Raw genomic sequence first — 16,382 nt, 5'->3', positions numbered from 1 at the left:
TATTTCCAAAAAGCCCGCGCGCCCCTCGCTCATGCGTCGGGCGCGCGATCTCATGTTTTTGTCCAGTTGTCCAGATCAGCGCACACGCGGCAGTTCCGACCACTGGTGATAGGGCGGCGGCGAGGAAAGCTGCCATTCGAGCGTGGTCGCGCCCGGGCCCCAGGGGTTATCGCCGGCAATCCGCTTCTTCGCAAACGCCTCATACACGCCGTAGAGGAAGATCAGAACCCCGATGGCGGAAATATAGGAGCCATATGACGAAACCGCGTTCCAGCCGGCAAAGGCATCCGGATAATCGATGTAACGGCGCGGCATGCCCGAAAGACCGAGAAAATGCTGCGGAAAGAACACCAGGTTCACACCGACGAACATGACCCAGAAATGGATGACTGCGACGCGTTCGTTATACATGTAGCCGGTGATCTTCGGGAACCAGTAATACCAGCCGGCGAAAATCGCGAAGACAGCACCGAGCGACAGCACATAATGGAAGTGCGCCACCACGTAATAGGTGTCGTGCAATGACCGGTCGAGGCCGGCATTGGCAAGCTGCACCCCGGTCACGCCGCCGACGGTGAACAGGAAGATGAAGCCAATGGCCCAGACCATCGGCGCCTTGAAGGTGATCGACCCGCCCCACATGGTGGCAATCCACGAGAAGATCTTCACGCCGGTCGGCACCGCAATCACCATGGTGGCGAACACGAAATAGCGCTGGGTGTCGAGCGACAGGCCGACCGTATACATATGATGCGCCCAGACGATGAAGCCGACGGCGCCGATCGCGACCATGGCATAGGCCATGCCGAGATAGCCGAAGACCGGCTTTTTCGAGAAGGTCGAGATGATGTGGCTGATGATGCCGAAGGCCGGCAGGATCAGGATGTAGACTTCCGGGTGGCCGAAGAACCAGAACAGATGCTGGTAGAGGATCGGGTCGCCGCCGCCATCGGGCGCAAAGAAGGTGGTGCCGAAATTACGGTCCGTCAGCAGCATGGTAATGCCGCCCGCCAGAACCGGCAGCGACAACAGCAGCAGGAAGGCGGTGACCAGCACCGACCAAGCAAACAGCGGCATCTTGTGCAGCGTCATGCCCGGCGCGCGCATGTTCAGAATGGTAGTGATGAAGTTGATCGCACCCAGAATGGAGGAAATGCCCGCCACATGCAGCGCAAAGATCGCCAGATCCACCGCAGGCCCCGGCATCCCCGATGTTGAAAACGGCGGATACATGGTCCAGCCGCCGCCAACACCGTTGGAACCGGCCGGCCCTTCCACGAACATGGACAACAGCAGCAGCAGGAAGGCCGGAACGATCAGCCAGAAGGAAATATTGTTGAGACGCGGAAACGCCATGTCCGGCGCGCCGATCATGATCGGGATCATCCAGTTGGCAAAACCGCCGATCAGCGCCGGCATCACCATGAAGAAGATCATGATCAGCCCGTGCGCCGTGGTGAAGACGTTATAGAGGTGCTTGCCCTGGTCAACGGCTGCCGCCCCCGCGTCGCCATAGACCATGGAGGCCAGTCCGTTGAAGATCTGGATACCGGGCTCCTGCAGCTCCATGCGCATGGCAACGGAGAGCGCGCCACCGATGATGCCCGCACAGATGGCGAAGATCAGGTAGAGCGTGCCGATATCCTTGTGATTGGTCGACAGAAACCAGCGGGCGAAAAAGCCGGGCTTATGGTCGTCGTCGTGAGCGGTGTGAATGCCTGCTTCGGCCATGATCGTCTCCCTCCCCCTTTTAGTCTTTGTCTGCCAGCAGAACGGCGTCCTGCTTCGCATTGTCGATGCTGGCCATCAGCGCCTGATTGGCGGCTTCCACATCACTTGCAGCCGATGCTTGCCAGGTGGCGAACTGTTCGGCCGAAACGGCGCGGATCGCAATCGGCATGAAGGCATGATCCTTGCCGCAGAGTTCGGAACACTGGCCGTAATAGATGCCTTCCGCATCAGCCTTGAACCAGGTCTCGTTCAGGCGTCCGGGAACGGCATCAACCTTGATGCCGAAAGACGGCATGGCGAAGGAATGGATCACGTCCGTGGGCGCGGCGGTCACGAGCAGGCGCACCGTTTCCCCCACCGGCACCACCATTTCGTTGTCGACGGCCAGAAGGCGCGGATAGACGGCCTTGTCTTCCTTGCCGTATTCGGCGCGCTGATCGTCGGTCAGCATGTAGGAGGAATAGGAAATCGCGCCATCCTCGATTTCCGGGTAATCATAGGTCCACAGCCATTGCGTCGCCGTTGCCTTGACCGTCAGCTTCGGGTCTTCCGGCATGGTCAGCTGGGCCGTCAGCAGATTGAACGACGGCACTGCCAGGAAAAGCAGGATCAGCACCGGCGCAACGGTCCACACCACTTCGATGACGGTGTTGTGGCTGGTGCGCGAGGCCTCGGGATTTTTCGACGCCCGGAAGCGCACCATCACGGTGATCAGCAGCGCCAGGACGAGAAGCACGATCGGCACGATAAACCAGAGCGTATACTGCTCGAACCAGCGTATCTGATGCATGATCGGCGAGGCCGCCGGCTGCATGCCCGTTTCCCATGGCTGAGGCTGCGCGGCAAAGGCGCTGCCAAAGCCCGCAAGACAGAGAAAAGCTGTCAGGCATGCTCTGGTCTTGTTCATCACGTTGAATTCTCCCTCCATCGTTTGACCGTGGTCAAACCGGACCTTTTTCAACTGCGCTATATGCCCATAAGACCTGAAGCGCACTGTGGTCATGATAACACCTGTTCACGTCGACGCACTCCCTGTTTGCGCCGCGCTTTACAGTTGGTGTGCCTGTTTTCTCCCTCAGTCACAATTATGCCATAGCATTTGGCGATTTGAAGCGTCAAATTGTCTCATGCAAACCTAATATATTCCGCTGTTTCCCACCGGGTTTTGCCGACAGCGCCTGTCGGGCGTTGAAAATTGCTTTTGAAACCTGCACAACCACTTCGGAAAATTCACGTTTCAGTTCATGCAGGATTCCCGCCCATGCCCTCTTTTCCTCTAAACATGCTGTCGAGCGCAAAGCCCGCTGCGGCAAGACTGGTGCTTGCAGCCGCGTTGACAGCGCTTGCCGTCATCCCGGCCAATGCCCAGGAGAACACCGCGCCGCAGGCCGGTGACGGTCCGCAGATGGGCAGCGAGCAGGACCCGACGATGGTGCGCGAAAACCACGGCGCATGGTCGATGATCTGCGACCAGCCGCCTGGCGCCACGCTGGAACAATGCGCCCTGATGCAAAACGTGATCGCCGACGACCGCCCGGAAATCGGCCTTTCGATCGCGGTGCTGAAGACGGCTGACCGGCAGGCGACGCTGCTGCGCATCCTGTCCCCTCTCGGCGTGTTCCTGCCCGAAGGCATGGGGCTTTTTGTTGATGGCGTGAATATCGGAAAAGCCTCGTTTTCACGCTGCTATCTCGATGGCTGCTATGTCGAGGTCGATATCGACGACGACCTTATGAATATCCTGCGCGCCGGCAAAGAGGCCGTATTCACGCTGAATTTTTCCATCGATCAGGACACGATCGGCATTCCGGTGGACCTCTCCGGCTTTGGCGAAGGCTTCGACGCCCTGCCCTGATATTGCCCCTGACACTTCCTATATAGGCCTCAGGACAAGAAAAAGGACGACAGCCAGAATGACGGACCGCGACCTGATCAGCCATTTCGACGCAGACGAAACCACGATCCGCGACATCGTTTCCGATACGCTCCACGACGCCGATGACGGCGAGCTTTATGTCGAATACAGCCAGAGCGAATCGCTGAGCTTCGATGACGGCAGGCTGAAGAGCGGCGCGTTCAACACCGGCCACGGCTTCGGCCTGCGCGCGGTGGCGGGCGAAGCCAGCGGCTTTGCCCATGCCGGGGAGCTGTCGCTTGCCGCGCTCAAGCGCGCCGCTTCCACGACCAAGGCCGTGACCCACGGGCACACCGGCGTCCATGCCGAGCCGCCCCGCGGCACCAATACAAGGCTCTATTCCGACGAAAACCCCATCGGGGCGCCGAGTTTCGAGGAAAAGGTCAAGCTTCTCGGCGAAATCGACGCCTATCTGCGGGCGCGCGATCCGCGTGTGCGTCAGGTTTCCGCCTCGCTTGCCGCCAGCCATCAGGTGGTGGATATCCTGCGGGGCGACGGCTACCGGGTCGGCGATGTGCGCCCGATGACGCGGCTGAACATCTCGGTCGTCGTCGGCGATGGAGACCGGCTGGAAACCGGCTCCTTCGGCATTGGCGGACGGCAGAGTTTCAGCGATCTTTTCGCGCGGCAGGACTGGCAGACAGGCGCCGATGAAGCCTTGCGCAAGGCCTTCGTCAATCTGGAAGCCATCGAAGCGCCGGCCGGCACCATGGATGTGGTGCTCGGCAATGGCTGGCCGGGCGTGATGATCCACGAAGCCGTCGGCCACGGACTGGAAGGCGATTTCAACCGCAAGGGGCTTTCGGCCTTTTCCGGCCTGGTCGGCGAGATGGTTGCCGCCCCCGGCGTCACCATTGTCGACGACGGCACGATTGAAAACCGGCGCGGTTCGATCTCCATCGATGACGAGGGCACGCCGTCGAACTATAATGTCCTGATCGAGAACGGAAGGCTGACCGGTTATATGCAGGACCGCCTCAACGCCCGGCTGATGGGCGTTGCGCCCACCGGCAACGGGCGGCGTCAGTCCTATTCGGACCTGCCGATGCCGCGCATGACCAACACCTATATGCTCAACGGCGACAAGACCAAGGAAGAGATCATCGGCTCGGTCAAGAAGGGCATCTACGCCGTCACCTTCGGTGGTGGTCAGGTGGATATCACCTCCGGCCAGTTCGTGTTCTCCTGCACCGAAGCCTACATGATCGAAAACGGAAAGATCGGTGCGCCGATCAAGGGTGCAACGCTGATCGGCAACGGCCCGGATGCCATGAAGCGGGTTTCGATGGTCGGCAATGATCTTGCGCTCGACAACGGCATTGGCAATTGCGGCAAGGCCGGCCAATGGGTGCCGGTCGGCGTCGGCCAGCCGCATCTCAGGCTGGATCAGGTCACCGTCGGCGGCACGCAGGCTTAGCGGTTTCTTTACCGCTGTCTGTTTTTCATGGGTGCCATGTATTGCGTACCCGGAATGTCGAGCACCGTGAAAAACGAGCATCACATTGTCATCCGTCCCTTCGAGGCGGATGACAACCGGCGGCTGACCGAAATCTGGTATGCCGCCTCGCGCCTTTCCCATCCCTTTTTGCCGGAGGACCTGCTTGTCCGGCAACGCCAGGAAATTGCCGAAAAATATCTGCCGCAGACAGAAACCTGGGTGGCGGCTGACGACAACGGCCCCATCGGCTTCATCGGGCTGATGGATCAGTTCATCGGCGGCCTGTTCGTGGCGCCTGAAAGCCAGGGCGCGGGTATTGGCAGCATGCTGCTCGATCACGCTTTCGCCCTGAAGGGGAAACTCGCGCTCGAAGTCTATGCCGCCAATCATCGCGCCGTCGCGTTTTACCGCCGCCACGGCTTTTGCGGGGTCCGCCGCCGGGAAACCGATGACAATGGCCTGCCGCATCCGCTGATCCTGATGCAAAAGCCCTGCCCAGTCCCTAACCGGCCGACGACACCGACCGGAGCCTAGAACAAGAGGTCAGGCGGTCAGCATCTCGTCCAGAACCGCCACGATCAGGCCGTGATCATCCGCGCTCGCAAGGCCGGAAACGGTGATGGCGGCAAACACGCCGGTATCCTTGATACGGACGGGAAAACTGCCGCCATGATCTGCGAAATCCTTGATATCGAGGCCGATTTCGGGACCGATCGTGCGGCCCTTGCGCTTGTGCGCAAGCTCGATTGCATAAGATGCGTGATGAAAATGAAAGACGACGTTGGATTTGCGCCGCGCCCACATGTCGTTATCCGGCGCAGAGCCCGGCAGGGCGGCATGAAACAGCGTGCGGTTCGGCGTGCGGATATTGATGACGACCGGCGCTTCATGCGCCAGCGCCCGACCGACCAGCCGCTGGCCGAGATCCCAGGCGTCACTCTCGCTGAAGGTCTTGAACACCAGCCGCTCTTCCTGGGCCGCCACTTCCTTTTCGCTGTCGCTGATATCACTCATTCCTGCCTCCGCTGGCGTCCGATTAAAATGTCATTGAGTGAAATCAGAAAGCTATGGTCGAACCGCCCGCCCGAATGCGGCGAGCGCACCTGTCTTGAACTGTAACACCCGCCCGCAACATAGCCATGACCGGCCTTGCGGTTCAATGGATGGCCGGCCGAAATGCAAGCTTTCCCCTACCCCCGGAACGTGCCGTTCCTAGGGAACCCCTTGGGCGCGATCCTGCCGGCCATGGCGCGGTCGCCGCGCCATTCCATCAGTTCATCGACGTTACGGGTATGGGTACGGCCGGCGCTGTCGGTCCAGGTGAGGCCGTCTTCCAGCGCAAAGCACTTGGCATCCGAAAGACCACCATCCTTGTAGCGCTGCAGGCGCACGCCCTTGCCGCGCGTCATCTCGGCGACCTGCGACAGCGGGAAGACCAGAAGCTTGCGGTTTTCACCGATGGCGGCGACATGATCGCCGGCAGCGGGCGTCAACAGTTTCACCTCCACCGGCATCGACACGTTCATCACCTGCTTGCCCTTGCGGGTGTTGGCGACCATCGCGTCCTCATCCACGACAAAGCCATTGCCGGCGGTCGATGCGATCAGGAGCTTGCGGCCCGGCTCATGTACAAACGCGGTGACGACATCCTGTTCGGCCTCGATATCCACCATGATGCGCAAGGGCTCGCCATGGCCGCGTCCGCCCGGCAGCTTGTCCGCACCAAGCGTATAGGCCTTGCCGCCTGTGGTAACGATCAACAGCTTGTCGGTGGTTTGCGCCGGGAATGAAAGCTTCAGGCTGTCGCCGTCCTTGAACGACAGGCCGGAGGTTTCGACATGGCCCTTCAGCGCCCGCACCCAGCCTTTTTCCGAGATCACGATCGTGACCGGTTCCTTCTCGATCATCGCCTGCTGGATGGCTTCGATATCGGTATCGGGCGCATGATCGAAAGTGGAGCGGCGGCGGCCGAGTTCGGTCGCCTTGGCGAAGGTCTTCTTGACCTCGCCGATTTCCCAACCGACCGTCTGCCACTGCTTGTCTTCGGAAGCGAGCAGCGCTTCGATACCGGCCTTTTCCGCCGTCAGCGCGTCGAACTCCTTGCGGATCTCGATTTCCTCGAGCTTGCGCAAGGCGCGCAGCCGCATGTTGAGGATGGCTTCCGCCTGCACATCGGTGATCTCGAAACGCGCGATCATCACCTGTTTGGGCTCGTCTTCCTCGCGGATGATCCTGATCACCTCGTCGAGGTTGAGATAGGCGACCAGAAGGCCGCCGAGGATTTCCAGCCGCCGGTCGATCGCCGCCAGACGATGGCGCGAGCGGCGCTGCAGCACCTCACGACGATGGCCGAGCCATTCGGTGAGAACATCGACAAGGCCCATCACCTTCGGCACCTTGCCTTGGGAGAGCACGTTCATGTTCATCGAAAAACGGCTCTCAAGATCGGTGAGCTTGAACAGCGATTCCATCAGCAGCGCCGGGTCGACGGCGCGCGATTTCGGCACCAGCACAACGCGGATATCTTCGGCCGATTCATCCTGGATATCTTCCAGAAGCGGCAGACGGCGGGCGATCAGCAGCTCGGCGATCTTCTCGATCAGCCGCGATTTCTGCACGCCATAGGGAATTTCGGTGACGACGATCTGGTAATTGCCGCGCCCGAGGTCTTCCTTTTCCCAGCGCGCGCGCACCCGAAAGCCGCCGCGCCCGGTCCTGTAGGTTTCGACCATGGAGTCGAAATCCTCGACGATGATGCCGCCGGTGGGAAAATCCGGCCCCTGGATCATGTTCGCCTTCGGCCCGTCGGCGCCGGGCAGCGTCAACAGGTCCTCGACGGTGGCGTCGGGATGCTTGATCAGATGGATCGCAGCCTCGCACAACTCGTGGGCATTGTGCGGAGGAATGGCAGTCGCCATGCCGACGGCGATGCCGGTCGAACCGTTTGCGAGCAGGTTGGGAAATGCGCCGGGCATGACCACCGGCTCTTCGTCCTCCTCGTTATAGGTCGGACGAAAGTCGACGGCGTCCTCGCCGATGCCTTCCAGCATCAGCGCCGCCACATCGGTCATGCGCGCCTCGGTGTAGCGCATGGCCGCAGCGCTATCACCGTCGATATTGCCGAAATTGCCCTGGCCGTCGACCATGGGATAGCGCTGGGCAAAGCTCTGCGACAGGCGCACCAGCGCGTCATAGATCGAGGCGTCGCCATGGGGGTGGAACTTACCCATGACATCGCCGACGATACGGGCGCATTTCTTGTAAGCGGACCCCGGGCGCACGCCGATCTCGCTCATGCCGTGAATGATACGGCGATGAACGGGTTTCAGCCCGTCGCGCACATCCGGCAACGCGCGGTGCATGATCGTCGACAACGCATAGGCGAGGTAGCGTTCTTCCAGCGCCTTGCGCAGGTCCACGGCATCGATGTGGTTGTCGCCGTCATCCGGCGGAATGATTTCGTTTCCCATGGCGCTTTGTTAGAGGATGCAACCTTCTCCCGCAAGCCGCATGGGCGGCCAATCCCCTGAAAACACGGGGGTCTCGTGCTCAAAATGGCGCGAGTGACGCGCATCGGACACAAGGTTGACACCAACGTCATGGTGGCAAGATTGCAATTCTGTCTTATATGCCGAATAACTTGAACCAGAATCGGAACAGATACCGGGAGCCCCTTATGCGCAAAGCGCCTTTCCGCCACCTCCTTCTCGCCGGCAGCTTTCTGGCAGCAACGTCCGCGCCCGCCTTCGCCCTCGATGCGCAGGATATGCTTGCAAAGCTCAACGCCGCGTCAAAGGCGCAGGGAGACGTCACCTTCACCTATGACGATGTCGAGGAGGGCGACAACGGCGACCTCACGGTCACCGGCGTGGTCTACAGCATCGCGCCCGAAGCCGATGAAACACTCGGCGGACTGAAGCAGGCCGAACCGATGACGCTCGACTTCGAAGGCGTGACGGAGAACGAGGACGGCAGCTATTCGATCGATCGGGTTTCCGCCGCAGACATGGTCTTTACCGGTGAGGATCTGGAAATCAATGTCGGCTCGCTGGTCCAGAGCGACATCGCAGTGCCGGCGACGCCGGATGCGAGCGCCTTTGCCGGCTGGAGCTATGCCGGCAACACCGAGGTCGGCGACATCACGGTGACGACCGAGGGCCACCGGGTACTGGCCATCGACAATGCAACCGGCACGCAGCGCTTCGACGAAGAGAACGGCACGGCAAGCTTCCGTGGCGATGTCTCCGGCGTCACGCTCGACCTTTCGAACATCGACGACATGGAAGACGATGTGCGCGATGCCCTGACAGCGCTTGATCTGATGGAAACGCATTCCAGCGCAACCTTCAGCGGCGTATGGGATTCCCAGTCCGGCGATCTGGATATTCTGACCTATGATATTGCAGTCGAGGACGTCGGCACGCTGGCGATCAATTTCACCATGACCGGCCTGACGCTCGATACCGTCGAGACCCTGCGGCAGCTTTCCGCCGAAATGCCCGATGCGGATGCGATGGAAGCAAGCGAAGGTGACGAAGAAGCCGTAAATCCCTATCAGGCGCAGCTTCTCGAGATTGGCCAGAAGATAGGCATCTCCGAATTCGCGATCAGCTTTGCAGACGATTCCATCACCACGCGGGTGCTGCAATATGCGGCCGAACAGGAAGGCATGATCGCCGAAGAGATGGCCGACAAGATCGAAGTCGATCTCGGCACAAGCCTGAATGCGATGAACGTTCCGGGCCTTGCAGACATGGTGACAACGGCCGTCGGCACCTATTTCGCCGACCCGCAGACCTTCAAGATCAGCATCAAACCGCAAATGCAGATGCCAGTTCTCGCCGTCATCATGGCCGGTGCGGCTGCCCCGCAGTCGATCCCGCAGCTTTTGAACCTGCAGGTCACGGCGAACGAATAAGCGCCCTTACCGGCGCGGTTCGCCCCTCCACTTTCATTGACAAAAAAGCCCCGGCGATCCTGATCGCCGGGGCTTTTCAATGAACGGGATGAATGCCTCAGTCTTTCTTCTGCGGCAGGATGCGCAGGCCAAGCTCGCGCAGCTGCGCCGCGCCGGCTTCGGCAGGCGCCGACATCAGCAGGTCCTGGGCCTGCTGGTTCATCGGGAACAGCGTGACCTCGCGCAGGTTCTTCGCACCGACGAGCAGCATCACGATACGGTCGATACCGGCCGCCATGCCGCCATGGGGCGGAACGCCGTACTGGAAGGCGCGGTAAAGGCCGCCGAAGCGCTCCTCGACCACTTCCGCGCCAAGGCCGACATGACCGAAGGCTTCGACCATGGTTTCCGGGATATGGTTACGGATACCGCCGGAGGCGATTTCAAAGCCGTTGCAGACCATGTCGTACTGATAGGCTTTCAGCGCCAGCAGGCCTTCGTCGCCATCGGCCGCCTTCAGCGCGTCCATACCGCCCTGCGGCATGGAGAAGGGGTTATGGGCAAAGTCGATCTTCTTTTCATCCTCGTTCCATTCGTAGAACGGGAAATCGACAATCCAGCACAGCGCGTAACGGTCCTTGTCAGTCAGGCCGAGTTCATCGCCCACACGGGTGCGGGCTTCGCCGGCAAAGCGGGCGAACTGGTCCGGACGGCCGGCAACGAAGAAGCAGGCGTCGCCCTCGTCAAGCCCAAGCTGCTGACGGATCGCGTCGGTACGCTCGGGGCCGATATTCTTGGCCAGCGGACCGGCGCCGGTGAGGTCCTCGCCTTCCTTGCGCCAGAAGATATATCCGAGACCCGGCTGCCCCTGACCCTGCGCCCAGGAGTTCATCCGGTCGCAGAAGGCGCGCGAACCGCCGGTCTTGGCCGGAATGGCCCAGACTTCGACCTTGGGGTCCTTGGCGATCATGCCGGCAAACACCTTGAAGCCCGAGCCGTCGAAATGCTCGGTCACGGCTTCCATCTCGATCGGGTTTCTCAGATCCGGCTTGTCGGAGCCATATTTGCGCATCGCCACATCGTAGGGAATGCGCGGGAATTCCTCGGTCACCGGCTTGCCGTCTGCAAACGCCTTGAAGACGTCGCGCAGCACCGGCTCCATGGTCGACAGAATGTCGTTCTGTTCGACAAAGCTCATTTCCAGGTCGAGCTGGTAGAATTCGCCCGGCAGGCGGTCGGCGCGCGGGTCCTCGTCGCGGAAGCAGGGGGCGATCTGGAAATAGCGGTCGAAACCGGAGGCCATCAGCAACTGCTTGTACTGCTGCGGCGCCTGCGGCAGGGCGTAGAACTTGCCCTGATGGATGCGGCTCGGGACCAGAAAGTCGCGCGCGCCTTCCGGCGAGGAGGCCGTCAGGATCGGCGTCGAATATTCGGTAAAGCCAGCATCCGCCATCTGCTTGCGCATTTCGGCAATGATCTGCGTGCGCTTGACGATATTGGCGTGCAGCGTTTCGCGGCGCAGATCGAGGAAGCGGTATTTCAGACGCAGGTCTTCGGGATATTCCGGCTCGCCGAACACCGGCAGCGGCAGTTCCTTGGCTGCAGACAGAACCTCGATTTCCTCGGCGTAAAGTTCGATCTCGCCGGTTGCCATGTTCGGGTTCACCGTCTCGTCGGTGCGCGCGCGCACCTTGCCGTCGACGCGAATCACCCATTCGCCGCGAACCTTTTCCGCAGTGGAAAAGGCATTGGAGTCCGGGTCGGCAACAACCTGGGTCATGCCGTAGTGGTCGCGCAGGTCGATGAAGAGCAGGCCGCCGTGGTCGCGCACGCGGTGGACCCAGCCGGAAAGGCGGACAGTCTGGCCAACGTCGGACTTGTTGAGGGCGGCACAGGAATGGCTGCGGTAGCGATGCATATTCTTATCCGTAAAAGGGTTTGGAAGGCAGGCAGGCGGATATCCGCGCCGGACTTCGCGGTGAATTCCGGCGGAAAAGCGCATGGCAGGCCCTCTTTGTCAAGGCAAAGCCCGTTTGCAGGCTGCTAAACCACATCAGGCGGTCAACAGCAAGCTTTACCGCCATTGCGATCCCTCCGAACAGGCTTTTCCCTGCCGGTTTTTCTTCCGCGCCTTGACATCACCGCCCCAAAGGCCAAGGAAAGATGTCGAAACCAAACGACCGATATGACCTTATGATCGAAACCACTTCCGCTCTTGAAGAGGCCTGCGCCAAGCTCGCCAAATCCGAATTTGTCACCGTCGATACGGAATTCATTCGCGAAAGCACGTTCTGGCCGGAACTCTGCCTGATCCAGATGGCAAGTCCCGATGTTGAAGTGCTCGTGGATCCGCTGGCGAAAGGCATCGACCTGAAGCCGTTTTTCGACCTGATGGCCGACCCGTCCGTGGTCAAGGTGTTTCACGCCGCCCGCCAGGATCTGGAAATCGTCTACCACATGGGCGGGCTTTTGCCCGCGCCGCTGTTCGACACGCAGGTGGCCGCGATGGTCTGCGGCTTCGGCGATTCGATTTCCTATGACCAACTGGTCTCGCGGCTGACCGGCGCCCATATCGACAAGTCCTCGCGCTTTACCGACTGGCGCGCGCGCCCGCTCAACGACAAGCAGCTTTCCTACGCGCTGGCCGACGTGACCCATCTCCGCGACGTCTATCTGAAGCTGAGAGACGAACTTTCGCGCGAGGGCCGCACCGACTGGGTTGACGAGGAAATGGCGATCCTGGAGACGCCGGCCACCTATGACCTGCCGCCCGAACAGGCCTGGACGCGGCTGAAGCTGAGGGTCAAGAAACCGCTCGATTTCGCGGTGATGCAGGCGGTTGCCACCTGGCGCGAACACACCGCCCGGGAACGCAACGTGCCCCGCCGCCGCGTGCTGAAGGACGACGCTGTTTACGAAATTGCCCAGCAGCACCCGACCGAACCGGAAGCGCTTGCAAAACTGCGGATGATCCCGAAGGGGTGGGAACGCTCGCATGCTGCCGCCGGCCTGCTGGAGGCCGTTGAGACGGCGCTGCAGATTCCGAAAGCCGATCTTCCGCGTATTCCCCGCCAGCCGCAATTGCCCGACGGCGCAGCCGCTGCCGCCGAGCTGTTGAAGGTCCTGCTCAAGATCGTCGCCGAGCAGAACCAGGTCGCCGCCCGGGTGATCGCCTCATCCGACGATCTCGACCGGATCGCCGCCGAAGGCGAAGACGCCGATGTGGAAGCGATGAAGGGCTGGCGCCGCAAGCTTTACGGCGAACCGGCGCTGCAATTGCTGAAAGGCGAGGTCGCGCTGCGCTTTGTCGACAAGAAGGTGGAAATGATCGACGTCTGAGAACATCAGGGGTGCATTTTCGCACCCTTGGAAATCTTGTCGGCGATCTTCTTGTCCGCGCGAAAGGCAATGCCGACAACCTTGGCATCGTCGGGCGCGAATTTGGCGAAAACAGCACGGTTTTCGGCATCATGGCCGGTTGCGAACATCTCTTCCAGGTAAAGTGCGGCCGGCACTTCCCGTTCGAGCGAACGCTTCAGCGCCTTCGAAAGCGTCGCCTGATCGCCGCCAAGCACGATGATCGGCTGCACACAGAGGGGAAAATAGACATTGCCGTCGCGATCCCTGTAATCTTCGCCCATCAGTCCCTCCTGAGACGCGGCAATGCCGGAAGACAGGAAGGCGGTGACGTTGAGCTTTTGCCAGACGGCAAGATCGTCGCGCACGATGATGACGAATTTGGTGTCGAACATGAATGCAAACTCCGGAATGGGATTTGATGGATCGGCCGCCACCCTAGCGCGGCAGACGGAGGACGATCTTGAACGTTCGTGCAGACGCGACGCGATTGTCACCGCACCGGCCGAAGACGGGATCGAGCGGATCGAAGCCCGGTTTTCCGGCAATGTTTTCTCACCACACCGCCACGACACCTATGCGCTCGGACTGACGATCGCCGGGGTCCAGACATTTTCGTATCGCGGCGCGGCGCGTTTTTCGACGCCCGGTCGGTTGATCATCCTGTCGCCGGACGAATTGCATGACGGCGGCGCCGGCGGAGAGGACGGGCTCATCTATCGGATGCTCTATATCAGCCCGGACAGGATCAGCGCCGCACTTGAAAACATGTCGCGGTTTCGCAGCCTGCCTTTCGTGCAGGCGCCTGTGGTGGATGATCCCGGCCTACGTTCAAGCCTGACGGAAGCGCTTGGCGAACTCGATAGCGAAATGGGCGAATTGAAGCGTGACGACCTGACGGCGGAAATCGCCGGCCACCTGCTGCGCCTTGGCGATGCCGGCGCGCAAGGCACACGCGGACCGCTTGCGCGAAAGGCGCTTCTGCGCTGCCGGGACTATCTTGCCGAAAGTGTTGAGACCAATATCGGCTCGGAAACGCTTGAAGCCCTTAGCGGCCTCGACCGGTTTTCGCTTTCGCGGCAGTTCCGCGCGGCTTTCGGCACCAGTCCGCACCGCTTTCTGGTGCAGCGGCGGCTGCAACGGACAAAGGCACTGATTGCCAGCGGCGAGACGCTGGCGGCGGCCGCGCTTTCCGCCGGCTTTGCGGACCAGAGCCACATGACCCGGCATTTCAGAAAGACCTACGGCATGACGCCCGGACGGTTTCAGGCGCTGACGACCGCACACCCGCGTTAAAGCTTCACAACGCCGCAGTGCCGGGATGAAAGGCTCACTCGCCCTCGTCAAACAGCCGGAACTGGTCGATTTCCTTCGGCGGGTTGAGGCCGAGATGTTTCCAGGCGGTCGCCGTCATCACCCGGCCGCGCGGGGTGCGCTGAATGAAACCCTGCTGGATCATATAGGGTTCGATAATATCCTCGATCGCGTCGCGCGGCTCCGAAAGCCCCGCCGCGATGGTTTCGATGCCGACCGGGCCGCCGCCGAAATGCTGGCAGATCATGGTCAGATAGCGCCGGTCGAGCTGGTCGAAACCCATATGGTCGACCTCAAGCCGTGTCAGCGCTTCATCGGCGATGGCCCGAGACACCTCGTTTGCATCCGCGACCTCGGCGAAATCGCGCACACGGCGCAGCAGCCTGCCGGCGATCCGCGGCGTGCCGCGGGCGCGCCGGGCAATCTCGCGCGCACCGTCATCGCTCATGCCAAGGCCCATGAGCCGCGCACCGCGGCGAATGATCGATTCCAGTTCCTCGACCGTGTAGAAATTCAGCCGCACAGGAATGCCGAACCGGTCCCTCAGCGGGGTCGTCAGCAGGCCGAGCCGGGTGGTGGCGGCCACAAGCGTGAACTTCGACAGGTCGATCTTGACCGAGCGCGCAGCCGGCCCCTCGCCGATGATCAGGTCGAGCTGAAAATCCTCCATCGCCGGATAGAGGATTTCCTCCACAGCCGGGTTCAGCCGGTGAATTTCGTCGATAAACAGAACGTCGCGCTCTTCCAGATTGGTCAAGAGTGCGGCCAGATCCCCGGCCTTGGCAATCACCGGGCCGGATGTGGCGCGGAAATTGACGCCGAGCTCCTTGGCCATGATCTGCGCTAGCGTGGTCTTGCCCAGCCCTGGCGGGCCGACGAACAGAACATGGTCGAGCGCCTCGCCGCGCCGTTTGGCTGCCTCGATGAAGATTTTCAGATTGGCCCGCGCCTCCGCCTGGCCGGTAAAATCATCCAGCGTCTGCGGCCGCATGGCAGCATCGATGTCCTCGGCACGGGACTCGGGCGATATCAGGCGTTCAGCTTCGCTCATTTCAAGATTTCCATTCCCGGAATTACAGCCGCAGCGGCCCTGTCCAGTGTCATCGTGACACGGCATCCCGCCTGTTCGTTTCTGAGCGCGATAAGAATGTCGGCGAATTCCGCATTGGTGCGTCGCATCAGATCGAGGGCGGTTTCAACCAAGCGCTCATCCTCCAGTTCAATATCGCCTGCTTCGAGAAGATCACCAATGGCAGAGGCCACCTCCGGGCGCGAAACAGCCAGCCGTTTGCGCAGAAACCAGGCAAATTCCATCAGCGTGATGCAGTTGATAAACCCGGGACCCTTTTGCGGCAACGCACGGAAAAGTTCGTTCACCGCAGCCGACTGCTTCTCGTCATCCTGCAACACCAACCGCAACAGGACATTTGTATCAAGCCCGATCATGAACGCTCGGCCACGTGATCGGCAATGGCTTTCCCGATGATATCCTTCATGTCTTCGGACGTGATTGTCTCCCGGTCAGGATCATGAAACCGACCTTTCAGATCAATGGCCTTTTTGTTTTTGGCCTTCATGATGATCTCTCCATCACGCACCACATAACGGATCCGGTCGCCCGGGCTGAGATTGAGCATTACCCTTATTTCGGCGGGAACCGTTGTCTGCCCCTTAGAGGTCATTGTTCCGTAAAAGACACTCACGGCCTGATCTCCTTACAAGACTAAAAA

At 60.8% G+C, this 16,382-nt stretch carries 15 protein-coding genes; 6 read left to right on the top strand and 9 right to left on the bottom strand.

The annotated features are described in order from the left end of the window. Positions 1-75 precede the first annotated feature (75 nt). Positions 76-1,731 (bottom strand): cytochrome c oxidase subunit I, encoded by a 1,656-nt coding sequence (ctaD, locus tag ACHZCU_RS15740; protein ID WP_106301587.1) that lies wholly within the window; start codon positions 1,729-1,731, stop codon positions 76-78. Positions 1,732-1,750: 19 nt separating this feature from the next. After that, positions 1,751-2,641 carry a cytochrome c oxidase subunit II gene (gene coxB, locus ACHZCU_RS15735; protein WP_319519507.1) on the bottom strand — a complete coding sequence of 297 codons (891 nt, stop codon included), beginning with the start codon at positions 2,639-2,641 and terminating at the stop codon, positions 1,751-1,753. Positions 2,642-2,992: 351 nt separating this feature from the next. On the opposite strand from coxB, the gene ACHZCU_RS15730 reads away from it, so the two are divergent. The 3 genes from ACHZCU_RS15730 to ACHZCU_RS15720 all read left to right on the top strand — a co-directional run bounded on the left by ACHZCU_RS15730 (position 2,993) and on the right by ACHZCU_RS15720 (position 5,618). After that, positions 2,993-3,586 (top strand): invasion associated locus B family protein, encoded by a 594-nt coding sequence (locus tag ACHZCU_RS15730; protein WP_319519506.1) that lies wholly within the window; start codon positions 2,993-2,995, stop codon positions 3,584-3,586. 58 nt (positions 3,587-3,644) lie between these two features. Further along, complete coding sequence (gene tldD / locus ACHZCU_RS15725) at positions 3,645-5,063, top strand: metalloprotease TldD (RefSeq protein ID WP_319519505.1); 1,419 nt, start codon at positions 3,645-3,647, stop codon at positions 5,061-5,063. Positions 5,064-5,129: 66 nt separating this feature from the next. Beyond that, the gene (locus ACHZCU_RS15720) at positions 5,130-5,618 is read left to right on the top strand and encodes a GNAT family N-acetyltransferase (RefSeq protein ID WP_319519504.1); all 489 of its coding nucleotides are present in this window, start codon (positions 5,130-5,132) and stop codon (positions 5,616-5,618) included. A gap of 9 nt (positions 5,619-5,627) precedes the next feature. On the opposite strand, the gene ACHZCU_RS15715 is transcribed toward ACHZCU_RS15720, so the two are convergent. Further along, complete coding sequence (locus tag ACHZCU_RS15715) at positions 5,628-6,098, bottom strand: heme-degrading domain-containing protein (RefSeq protein ID WP_319519503.1); 471 nt, start codon at positions 6,096-6,098, stop codon at positions 5,628-5,630. A gap of 176 nt (positions 6,099-6,274) precedes the next feature. Continuing rightward, positions 6,275-8,554, bottom strand: a complete 2,280-nt coding sequence (gene parC / locus ACHZCU_RS15710; protein WP_319519502.1) for a DNA topoisomerase IV subunit A — start codon at positions 8,552-8,554, stop codon at positions 6,275-6,277. A gap of 206 nt (positions 8,555-8,760) precedes the next feature. Here parC and ACHZCU_RS15705 point away from each other — a divergent pair, with 206 nt between their 5' ends. Next, positions 8,761-10,002, top strand: a complete 1,242-nt coding sequence (locus ACHZCU_RS15705) for a hypothetical protein (RefSeq protein ID WP_319519501.1) — start codon at positions 8,761-8,763, stop codon at positions 10,000-10,002. Positions 10,003-10,099: 97 nt separating this feature from the next. Here ACHZCU_RS15705 and aspS read toward each other — a convergent pair whose 3' ends face one another. After that, positions 10,100-11,899: an aspartate--tRNA ligase gene (aspS, locus tag ACHZCU_RS15700; RefSeq protein ID WP_106302168.1), complete on the bottom strand. Its 1,800-nt coding sequence runs from the start codon at positions 11,897-11,899 to the stop codon at positions 10,100-10,102. Positions 11,900-12,174: 275 nt separating this feature from the next. Here aspS and rnd point away from each other — a divergent pair, with 275 nt between their 5' ends. Further along, positions 12,175-13,320, top strand: a complete 1,146-nt coding sequence (gene rnd / locus ACHZCU_RS15695) for a ribonuclease D (protein WP_106301608.1) — start codon at positions 12,175-12,177, stop codon at positions 13,318-13,320. Between the two features lie 5 nt (positions 13,321-13,325). Here the strand turns inward: rnd and ACHZCU_RS15690 are convergent, their stop codons facing one another. Beyond that, positions 13,326-13,733, bottom strand: coding sequence for a DUF2000 family protein (locus tag ACHZCU_RS15690; protein ID WP_319519500.1), 408 nt, complete (start codon positions 13,731-13,733; stop codon positions 13,326-13,328). On the opposite strand from ACHZCU_RS15690, the gene ACHZCU_RS15685 reads away from it, so the two are divergent. Then, positions 13,732-14,634: an AraC family transcriptional regulator gene (locus tag ACHZCU_RS15685; RefSeq protein ID WP_319519499.1), complete on the top strand. Its 903-nt coding sequence runs from the start codon at positions 13,732-13,734 to the stop codon at positions 14,632-14,634. The genes ACHZCU_RS15690 and ACHZCU_RS15685 overlap by 2 nt on opposite strands. A gap of 34 nt (positions 14,635-14,668) precedes the next feature. Here ACHZCU_RS15685 and ruvB read toward each other — a convergent pair whose 3' ends face one another. Genes ruvB through ACHZCU_RS15670 form a run of 3 tightly spaced genes read right to left on the bottom strand, consistent with a single transcriptional unit; the run spans position 14,669 to position 16,355 of the window. Then, positions 14,669-15,703 carry a Holliday junction branch migration DNA helicase RuvB gene (ruvB, locus tag ACHZCU_RS15680; protein ID WP_319519498.1) on the bottom strand — a complete coding sequence of 345 codons (1,035 nt, stop codon included), beginning with the start codon at positions 15,701-15,703 and terminating at the stop codon, positions 14,669-14,671. Next, positions 15,700-16,098 (bottom strand): PIN domain-containing protein, encoded by a 399-nt coding sequence (locus ACHZCU_RS15675; protein WP_106301620.1) that lies wholly within the window; start codon positions 16,096-16,098, stop codon positions 15,700-15,702. Before ACHZCU_RS15675 ends, ruvB begins: the two co-directional genes overlap by 4 nt. Then, positions 16,095-16,355: a type II toxin-antitoxin system PrlF family antitoxin gene (locus ACHZCU_RS15670; RefSeq protein ID WP_319519497.1), complete on the bottom strand. Its 261-nt coding sequence runs from the start codon at positions 16,353-16,355 to the stop codon at positions 16,095-16,097. Before ACHZCU_RS15670 ends, ACHZCU_RS15675 begins: the two co-directional genes overlap by 4 nt. Positions 16,356-16,382 lie beyond the last annotated feature (27 nt).

This window comes from uncultured Martelella sp., from assembly GCF_963677965.2.
GTDB classification, from domain to species: Bacteria; Pseudomonadota; Alphaproteobacteria; order Rhizobiales; family Rhizobiaceae; genus Martelella; species Martelella mangrovi.
Note: the sequence above shows the minus strand (reverse complement) of the source record. Positions and strands in the feature narration are given on the sequence as shown.

Excerpts from the sequence above, each read along its gene's own strand:
- ACHZCU_RS15690 (WP_319519500.1), bottom strand. The coding sequence starts at position 13,733 with ATGTTCGACACCAAATTCGTCATCATCGTGCGCGACGATCTTGCCGTC.
- ACHZCU_RS15715 (WP_319519503.1), bottom strand. The coding sequence starts at position 6,098 with ATGAGTGATATCAGCGACAGCGAAAAGGAAGTGGCGGCCCAGGAAGAG.
- rnd (WP_106301608.1), top strand. The coding sequence starts at position 12,175 with ATGATCGAAACCACTTCCGCTCTTGAAGAGGCCTGCGCCAAGCTCGCC.
- ACHZCU_RS15685 (WP_319519499.1), top strand. The coding sequence starts at position 13,732 with ATGAATGCAAACTCCGGAATGGGATTTGATGGATCGGCCGCCACCCTA.
- ruvB (WP_319519498.1), bottom strand. The coding sequence starts at position 15,703 with ATGAGCGAAGCTGAACGCCTGATATCGCCCGAGTCCCGTGCCGAGGAC.
- ctaD (WP_106301587.1), bottom strand. The coding sequence starts at position 1,731 with ATGGCCGAAGCAGGCATTCACACCGCTCACGACGACGACCATAAGCCC.
- aspS (WP_106302168.1), bottom strand. The coding sequence starts at position 11,899 with ATGCATCGCTACCGCAGCCATTCCTGTGCCGCCCTCAACAAGTCCGAC.
- ACHZCU_RS15675 (WP_106301620.1), bottom strand. The coding sequence starts at position 16,098 with ATGATCGGGCTTGATACAAATGTCCTGTTGCGGTTGGTGTTGCAGGAT.
- ACHZCU_RS15730 (WP_319519506.1), top strand. The coding sequence starts at position 2,993 with ATGCCCTCTTTTCCTCTAAACATGCTGTCGAGCGCAAAGCCCGCTGCG.
- parC (WP_319519502.1), bottom strand. The coding sequence starts at position 8,554 with ATGGGAAACGAAATCATTCCGCCGGATGACGGCGACAACCACATCGAT.
- tldD (WP_319519505.1), top strand. The coding sequence starts at position 3,645 with ATGACGGACCGCGACCTGATCAGCCATTTCGACGCAGACGAAACCACG.
- ACHZCU_RS15705 (WP_319519501.1), top strand. The coding sequence starts at position 8,761 with ATGCGCAAAGCGCCTTTCCGCCACCTCCTTCTCGCCGGCAGCTTTCTG.